This window comes from Verrucosispora sp. SN26_14.1 (genome assembly GCF_004307965.1).
Lineage (GTDB): Bacteria > Actinomycetota > Actinomycetes > Mycobacteriales > Micromonosporaceae > Micromonospora.
The window spans coordinates 1-8434 of sequence record NZ_SISL01000257.1 but is presented as its reverse complement, the minus strand read 5'-3'; the positions used below and the strand labels follow the sequence as shown (position 1 = coordinate 8434).

The following is an 8434-nucleotide window of genomic DNA, read 5'->3' as shown; positions in this document are numbered from 1 at the left end:
CCTGTGTCCGCGTCGCGCTGCGCCTGTGTCCGCGTCGCGCTGCGCCTGTGTCCGCGTCGCGCTGCGCCTGTGTCCGCGCGCTGCGCAAGATCGCGCTCGATCCGGGATCGAGTGGTCTCGTCGCGCTCGCGAAGCCACTCGATCCTGGATCGAGCACGATCTCGGCTGGTCAACGCGTCGGATGCGGCAGGTCGGGACGCCCTTACGGCGGCGCCGACCTACCTGGCCGGCGGCGGGCGGCGGATCGGCACGGCGAGCGCCGGTGCGCACGGTGGTCGGGTACAGCGCGCGGCGACGGTCGGGTGCGGCGGTCGGGTGTGGCGCGGTGAGAGCGGTGCGTGCGGCGGTCGGGTGTGGCGCGATGAGTATGAGTGGGTGCGGTGGTGGGGTGCGGCGTACCGGGTGGTGGTGCGTACGGCGGTAGGGTCGCGGGACGCCGAATGGGGGTGGGGAGATGCTGCCGCAGCTGACGGTGCCGCCGGGTACGGAGGCGGAGCGGGTGATCACGACGGTGCTGTCCGACCTGCGGTCCGGCGAGCACCGGGGCGTGGTGGTCGACTCTCCACCCGGGGCGGGCAAGTCCACGCTGGTGGTGCGGGCCGCCGTCGAGCTGGCCGGCACCGGTGAGCCGTTGATGATCATCGCGCAGACCAACGAGCAGGTCGACGACCTGATCGACCGGCTCGCCCGGAAGGCACCCGAGCTGCGGATCGGTCGGCTCTCCGCCGGGGACTACCGGCCGTCGGAACGGGTGGGCTCGCACGACCAGGTCCGGGTCGCCGCGAAGGTCACCGACCTCGCCGCCTCGGCCGTGGTCATCGGTACGGCCGCCAAGTGGGCCACGGTCGCCGAGGGCTCGTGGCCCTGGGCGATCGTGGACGAGGCGTACCAGATGCGCTCGGACGCGTTGCTGCGCGTGGCCGGCAGGTTCGAACGGGCGCTGTTCGTCGGCGATCCCGGTCAGCTCGACCCGTTCTCCACGGTGGAGACCGGCCGGTGGGCGGGTTTGACCTGGGATCCGATGCAGTCGGCGGTGGCTGTGCTGCTGCGGCACAACCCGCAGTTGCCGGTGCACCGGCTGCCGGTGTCGTGGCGGCTGCCCGCCTCGGCCGCCCCGGTCGTGTCGCGGGCGTTCTACCCCTTCACCGAGTTCCGTGCCGGCACGGTCTCGACCCAGCGGGCGCTGCACTTCACCGAGACGGGGCCGGGGGACGCCCTCGACCGGGCGGTGGAACTGGCCGCCACCGACGGATGGGCGCTCTACGAACTGCCGGCCCGGCACACCCTGCGGACCGACGCCGAAGCCGCCGCCGCGTGCGCCGCGCTCGCCATCCGGGTGCTGCGGCGTGGGGCGGTCGCGATCTGCGAGCAGTCGCCCGGCGGCGCGCCGGTGACGGCGGAGCGGATCGCCGTCGGTGCCGCGCACCGTGACCAGGTCGCGGTGATCCGGTCGCTGCTCGGCGAGGAGGGAGCGGGCATCACGGTGGACACCGCCAACCGGCTCCAGGGGCGTGAGTACGACATGACGATCGTGCTGCACCCGCTCTCCGGCCGCCGTGACGCGACCGCCTTCCACCTGGAGTCGGGGCGGCTCTGCGTGCTGGCGTCGCGGCACCGGCAGGCCTGCGTGGTGGTGGCCCGTGCGGGTATCGGCGAGCTGCTGGACGCCCATCCGTCGACCGAGGCGCCGCAGTTGGACGTGCCGGTGAAGTTCCCCGACGGTTGGGAGGCCAACCAGGCTGTCCTCGCCCACCTGGCGGCGCTCGGCCCGGTCGGCCCGGACAGGTGACCCGGCGCGCCCCGGCCCGGTGGCCGCTCGCGCACGCCGTCACCGACGCCCCGTGCACCGACGGTCTGCGCACCGACGCCCCGTGCACCGACGGTCTGCGCACCGACGTGGGTCAGCCCAGCGTCGTCGCCGATCGGTGCGGGTCTGTCGGTGGTGTCGGATACCGTCGGGTGCCATGAGGGCGCGGCCCAGCGGCGTGATGATCGGACGGGACCATCCCGCCGGTCTGTTGCGCGCCGAGGTCGACCGGGCCGCTGCCAGTCACGGCGGGCTGGTCCTGGTCACCGGCGAGCCGGGGATCGGCAAGACCACCCTGGTGACGTCCGCCGCCGACGAGGCACGCCGGCAGGGTGCGCTGGTGCTCGGTGCGGCCTGCTGGGATTCCGCCAGCGCGCCCGGTTACTGGCCCTGGGTGCAGGTGCTGCGCGGTCTGCGCCGCTCGCCGGAGGACTGGGCGGTGGCCCGCGAGTCGGCCGAGCCGGCGTTGCGGCTGCTGCTCGGTGAGGTGGATCCGACGTCGAGGTCGCACGGTCCGTCGTTGATGACCCCGGCCACGGCCAGTGGCGACGGGCTGCTGCCGACGACGGTCGGGCCCGGTGACGGTGACACGGCCGAGCGTGAGGCGTTCGCGCTCTACGACTCGGTCACCGCCGCCCTGGTCGCGGTCTCCCAGCGTCGGCCGGTGCTGGTGGTCCTGGACGACCTGCACTGGGCCGACGCGGCGTCGGTGCGGCTGCTGCGGTTCGCCGCCCAGCACACCTGGTTCGAGCGGTTGCTGCTGGTCGGCACGTACCGGGACGCGGAGGTGGAGGCGGAGGACCATCCGCTGCGACCGCTGCTGATGTCGCTGGTGGCCAAGGGCACCCCGATCACTCTCACCGGCCTGTCCCGGGACGAGGTCGGCGCGTTGATGACCCGCACCGCCGGCCGGGAACCGGATCCGCACTGCGTTGACGACGTGCACCGGCGCACCGGCGGCAATCCGTTCTTCGTGGAGCAGACCGCCCGGCTGTGGCACTCCGACGGGCAACTGGCCGGCATCCCGCCCGGCGTACGCGAGGTGGTGCGCCGACGGCTCGACCGGTTGCCCGCCGAGGTGGTCGACGTGCTGACCGTCGCCGCGGTCCTCGGGCGGGAGTTCCACGCGGCTGTCCTGGCGGCGAGTGCCGGTCGGCCACCGGCCCGGCTCGACGCCCTGCTGGACGTGGCGGTGGCCGCACGGCTGGTGCTCTCCGGCGGCGACGGCCGGTACACCTTCGCGCACGACCTGGTCCGCGAGACGTTGTACGACGGTCTCGCCGACGGTGAGCGCCGGCTGCGGCACGCCGCCGTCGTCCGCGCCGTCGACGAGCACGCCGCGCTCGCCGAGTGGCTGATCCCGGCCGACCTGGCCCGGCACGCGTGGCTCGCCGACGCGCACCTGGAGGCGTACCGTCGCGCGGAACTGCTGCTCGCCGCCGCGCGGGACGCCGCCTGCCGGTTGGCGTTGGAGGAGTCGGCCGTGCACCTGCGGCGGGCGGCGACGGTGGCGACGGACCCGTCCCAACGGATCAAGATCATGATTGAGTTGGCCGACCGCCTCTTCCACACCGGGGGTCGGGACGAGGCCGACCAGATCCTTGCCGACACCGCCGCCCTGGCGCTGACCACCGACGAGCCGGCCCTGCTGGCCCGGTTCGCCCTCAACGTGCACCGGCACTGCCAGACCAATCCCCGGATCGCCGTCGACGCCGAGGGCCTGGTCCGTGAGGCGTACCGCCGGCTCGTCGGCGAGCCCGCCGACGTGGCCCCGGTCCGCCGGTTGGAAGCCGACCTGATCACCGCCACCGAAGCCCTCGCCCGGCGGGTGCACGACGACGACGCGCTCGCCTTCAGCCTCTGGGCCCGCCACGACGCCACCTGGGGGCCGGGCACCGCAGCCGACCGGGTCGCGCTGACCGCCGAGATCCGGGAGGTGGCCCGGCGGGGTGGCGACCAGGAGACCGAGTTGTGGGCCACCTCGCTGCGGTGGGTGGCGTTGCTCGAACTCGGCGATCCCCGCTACCAGGACGAGCTGACCGCGTTCGTGACGACCGCCCGACAGACCGGCAGACCGCGCCACCAGATGGCGGCGGCCATCGACGGTGGCATCACCAGCGCCTTCCGGGGCGACTTCGCCGAGGCCGACACCTGCTTCTTCGAGCTGGGTGACCTCGACGAGTGGGAGCACGCCGACCACAGCTTCCTCGGCCACCACCTGCGCTGGTCGTACCTCATGCTGCGGGGCGAGTTCGACGCGGCGGACGAGATGGTCGACGGGCTGAACGACGGCGAGCACCCGCACCGGGTGCTGCTGCGGGGCATCACCGCCGCCGAACGCGGCGACCACCGCACCGCCACCCGGATCAGTGCCGAACTCGACGCCGCCGGAGCCACGTACACCGGTCCGGTCGCCCCGCTCTGGCTGCGACTGCGCGCGCAGGCCACGGTCGCCGACCCGGGGCGGTGCGCGGAGGCGCGACAGGCGCTGCTGCCGTACCAGGGGCAGTGGCTGGTCTCGTTGTTCGGATGCGACCTCAGCGGCCCGGTGGACCACTGGCTGGGCGTGATCGACGCCGCCGACCGGCGGTGGGACGACGCGGTCACCCGGTTCACCGCCGCCCGCGACGCCGCCGACCGGATGGGTTCCCGGCCGTGGTCCCTCTTCGTCCGGGTGGCGCTCGTGGACGCCCTCCGCGCCCGGGGCCGTCCGGGGGACGCCGCCACCGCCGACGCGATCCGGGTGACGGCCCGGGACGAGGCTCGTGAACTCGACCTGCCGCAGGTGCTCGCCCGGCTCGCCGAGGACACTCCGGGCGGTCGGTCCACACCGGCTCCGACCGGCCCGGTCCCCACGTCACCGGCGTACGAGTTCCGCCGCGAGGGGGCGGTCTGGCGACTCACCTATCAGGGCGCGACCGTGCACCTGCCGGACGCCAAGGGGCTGCACGACCTGCGGCTGCTGTTGGGACGGCCCGGTGTCGACGTGCCCGCCGTCGAGCTGCTCGACCCGGCCGCCGGCCCGGAGCTGGCGGCGGCCCGGCGGATGGGCGGCGACGAGGTGCTCGACGAGGAGGCGAGGAACCGCTACCGGCAGCACCTGATCCGCCTCGACGACGAGATCGACCGGGCGGCCGGCCGTGGCGACACGCCGAAGGTGGCCGCGCTGGACGCCGAGCGTGGTGCGTTGATCGCGCAGTTGCGGTCGGCCGCCGGGCTGGCCGGGCGGACCCGCCGACTGGGTGACGAGGCGGAGCGGGCCCGCAAGACGGTCACGGCCAGGATCAGGGACACGCTGCGCCGTCTCGACGAACGGCATCCGCCGCTGGCGGAGCACCTGCGCGGCACCGTCTCCACCGGTGCCGCCTGCCGCTATCTGCCCGCCGCGCCGGTGTCCTGGCGGTTGTGACCGGCCGGCTCCGGGCAGCACCCTCCTGGTCGGGGGCGCTGCCCGGAGCCGGTCCGGCGGTCGAGGGTCAGCGGCGGTTGTAGCGGTACATGGTGAGGCTGCCGAAGACCGCTACGAACAGCACGCTCCAGCCGAGGGTCCACAGCATGGCCGACGTGTCCGACGTACCGGCCATCGCGGCGCGTACCGAGGACACCAGGTGGGTGATCGGGTTGGCCTTGACGAACGCCTGGAGCCAGCCGGGCATGGTGGAGGGGTCGACGAAGACGTTGCTCAGGAAGGTCAGCGGGAACAGCACCATCATGCTGACGCCCATCACCGACTTCTCGTTTCGCATGATCAGCCCGAACAGCGTCCAGACCCAGGAGAACGCGAACGAGAAGACCACCAGCAGGCCGATCCCGGCCAGCACCCCGAGCAGACCGCCGTCGGGACGGAAGCCGAGCACCAGCCCCAGGGTGAGGATCACCGTGGCGGCGAGGACGTAGCGCAGCACGTCCCCGAAGATCATGCCGACCAGGGCGGCGGGCCGCCACACCGGCAGCGTGCGGAACCGGTCGAAGATGCCCTTCTCGATGTCGGTGTTCAGCCCGACGGCCGTGTACATGGTGATCATCACGACGCTGGTCACCATGATTCCCGGCAGGAAGAACTGCAGGTAGTCACGCGGATCGCCGGCGAGCGCGCCGCCGAACAGGTACGTGAACATCAGCACCATGATGATCGGGAACATGGTGACGTCGAAGAGCTGCTCCGGTACGTGCTTGATCTTCAGCATGGCGCGCCAGCTGAAGGTCAGTGACGCCGCGAGCGGGCTCGGGCGCGGCGGGCGCGCCGCCGGTGCGAGCACCGTCGCCAACGCCTCCGAGGAGGGTACGAAGACCGACGGTGCCGGGCCGGTCGAGGTGGCGGTGTCGCTGCTCATCGGGCTGCCTCCAGCGCGTCGTCGCGCTCGCCGGCGGTCGGCTCGGCGGGACGGTCGGTCAGGGCCAGGAAGACCTCGTCCAGGCTCGGCTGGCCGAGTGAGAAGTCGTCCACCACGATGCCGGCGCGGGTCAGCTCGCCCAGCCCCCGGGCGGCCTGTGCGCTGGCGTCGAGATCGCTGCCGGCCTCACCGACCCGCGCGGTGATCGCCACCGGGTCGGCGTCCAGTTGCACCGCCACGCCGAGCACGCTCTCCAGCAACCGCTGCGCCTCGGGGCGCTGGTCCGCGTCCCGCAACCGCAGGTGCACCGTGCCGGATCCGACCGAGGACTTGAGTTCGCCCGGGGTGCCCTCCGCGATCACCCGGCCGTGATCGATCACCGCGATCCGTCCGGCCAACTGGTCGGCCTCGTCCAGGTACTGCGTGGTCAGCAGCACCGTCGTGCCGTGTGCCACCACCGCGCGGACGATCTCCCACACCTGGTTGCGGCTGCGTGGGTCGAGCCCGGTCGTGGGCTCGTCGAGGAAGAGCAGATCCGGGGTGCTGAGGATGCTCGCCGCGATGTCGATGCGTCGGCGCATGCCGCCGGAGTACTTCTTGACCTGTCGTCCGGCCGCCTCGGTCAACCCGAACGCGGCCAGCAACTGCGCGGCCCGTTCCCGCGCGGCGGGCTTGCGCAGGCCGAGCAGCCGGCCCAGCAGGACCAGGTTCTCGGTGCCGGTCAGGTCCTCGTCCACCGAGGCGTACTGGCCGGTGAGGCTGACCCGGGCGCGGACCTCTTCGGCCTCGGTGACCACGTCGTGCCCGAAGACACGGGCCCGACCACCGTCCGGACGCAGCAACGTCGCCAGGATCCGTACCGCGGTGGTCTTCCCGGCGCCGTTCGGCCCGAGTACCCCGTACACGGCACCTGCGGGCACCTGGAGGTCGAGTCCGGCGAGCGCCCGCGTCTCACCGAACGACCGGGTCAGGCCCTCGGCCTCGATGGCGAGGCCGGTGGTGCGTCTGTTCATGATCTCGGTGTTTCCTTCCGTTCGTCCCGTCGCCGTCCGCCTGCTACAACGACGTCGTCGTGATGGAGGCGCGAGACGACGGACAGCCGCCGCTAGATCGGATCTAGCGGCGGCCGTGGTGCGCCGGTTCGCCGGGGGTGGGGGCCCACCGCCCCGGGGGGTCAGGCCGGAATGTAGTCGAAGGTGTCCGGGTGGGCACCCTGCCGACCGGCCTCGCCCCGGCCCAGCAGCGTGATCCGTTCCATGGTGGCGTCGTCGAGCGTAAAGTCGAAGATGCCGATGTTCTCCTCGATCCGCTTCGGGGTGGTCGACTTGGGGAAGATCACGTCGCCCCGCTGTACGTGCCAGCGCAGCACCACCTGGGCTGGTGTCCGGCCGACCTGCTCGGCGATGTCGGCGATGGTCGGGTCACCGAGCACCGCGCCCTGGGCGATCGGCGACCACGCCTGGGTGACGATGCCGTTCCTGGCGCCGTACTCGCGTACCTCGTCGTTCGGGAAGTACGGGTGCGCCTCGATCTGGTTGACCGCCGGCACCACCTCGGTCTCGGCGGCCAGCCGCTCCAGGTGCGGCACCTGGAAGTTGGAGACGCCGATCGACTTCGCCCGGCCGTCGGCGCGGAACTCCTCCAGCACCTTCCAGGTGGAGACGAAGTCGCCGTCGTAGCGGGTCGGCAGCGGCCAGTGGATGAGGAAGAGGTCGACGTAGTCGGTCCGCAGCGCGTCGAGCGTCGCCTGGAACGCGGTGCGGGCGTCGTCGGGGCGGTGGCAGGCGTTGCTCAGCTTGCTCGTGATGAAGACGTCCTCCCGGGCCACCCCGGCCGTGCGTACGCCCTGGCCGACCTCGGCCTCGTTGCCGTACATCTCGGCGGTGTCGACGTGCCGGTAGCCGACGTCCAGCGCGGTGCGTACCGCCTCGGTGGTGTCCTTCGGGGCGATCTGGAACACCCCGAAGCCCAGTTGCGGGATCGGGTTGCCGTCGTTGAGGGGAATGTCCGGAATCGTGCTCGTCATGGGGGTCGACATACCCGCTGACCGGCCCCTTCTCACGCACTCGTGGCGGCCGTCAGAGGCGGCGCAGGGCGGTGGAGTCCAGCCGGTAGCCGATGGTGGCGTCCACGATCCGCTCGACCAGGTCGGCCTTGCGCAGTCCGCCGAGGCCGCGCAGCCCGACCTGCGCGGCCAGCTCCCGCAGCTCGCGTGTCGACCGCTCCGACAGGTACGCCGTACCGTCGGCGCGGCTGGTCATGGCCGCCAGCCGGGCGGCCACCGGCGCCGGGT

The 8434-nt window shown here is 72.8% G+C and carries 6 protein-coding genes; 2 read left to right on the top strand and 4 right to left on the bottom strand.

Annotation, left to right across the window (positions count from 1 at the left end; all coding sequences use genetic code 11):
* Positions 1–454: 454 nt before the first annotated feature.
* Both EYA84_RS20755 and EYA84_RS20750 read left to right on the top strand, forming a co-directional pair.
* Entirely contained in the window at positions 455–1789 is a 1335-nt protein-coding gene (locus EYA84_RS20755; RefSeq protein ID WP_131054712.1) for an AAA domain-containing protein, read from the top strand.
* Positions 1790–1964: 175 nt separating this feature from the next.
* On the top strand, positions 1965–5216 hold the full coding sequence (locus EYA84_RS20750; protein WP_131054711.1) for an AAA family ATPase: 3252 nt from the start codon (positions 1965–1967) through the stop codon (positions 5214–5216).
* 67 nt (positions 5217–5283) lie between these two features.
* On the opposite strand, the gene EYA84_RS20745 is transcribed toward EYA84_RS20750, so the two are convergent.
* The 4 genes from EYA84_RS20745 to EYA84_RS20730 all read right to left on the bottom strand — a co-directional run.
* Positions 5284–6141 carry an ABC transporter permease gene (locus tag EYA84_RS20745; RefSeq protein ID WP_131054710.1) on the bottom strand — a complete coding sequence of 286 codons (858 nt, stop codon included), beginning with the start codon at positions 6139–6141 and terminating at the stop codon, positions 5284–5286.
* On the bottom strand, positions 6138–7154 hold the full coding sequence (locus EYA84_RS20740; RefSeq protein ID WP_131054709.1) for an ATP-binding cassette domain-containing protein: 1017 nt from the start codon (positions 7152–7154) through the stop codon (positions 6138–6140). The genes EYA84_RS20745 and EYA84_RS20740 overlap by 4 nt, the downstream gene beginning before the upstream one ends.
* A 161-nt stretch (positions 7155–7315) precedes the next feature.
* Complete coding sequence (locus EYA84_RS20735) at positions 7316–8167, bottom strand: aldo/keto reductase (RefSeq protein ID WP_131054708.1); 852 nt, start codon at positions 8165–8167, stop codon at positions 7316–7318.
* Between the two features lie 52 nt (positions 8168–8219).
* The coding region (locus EYA84_RS20730; RefSeq protein WP_236145875.1) for a Rho termination factor N-terminal domain-containing protein at positions 8220–8434 on the bottom strand (215 nt) is incomplete at its 5' end.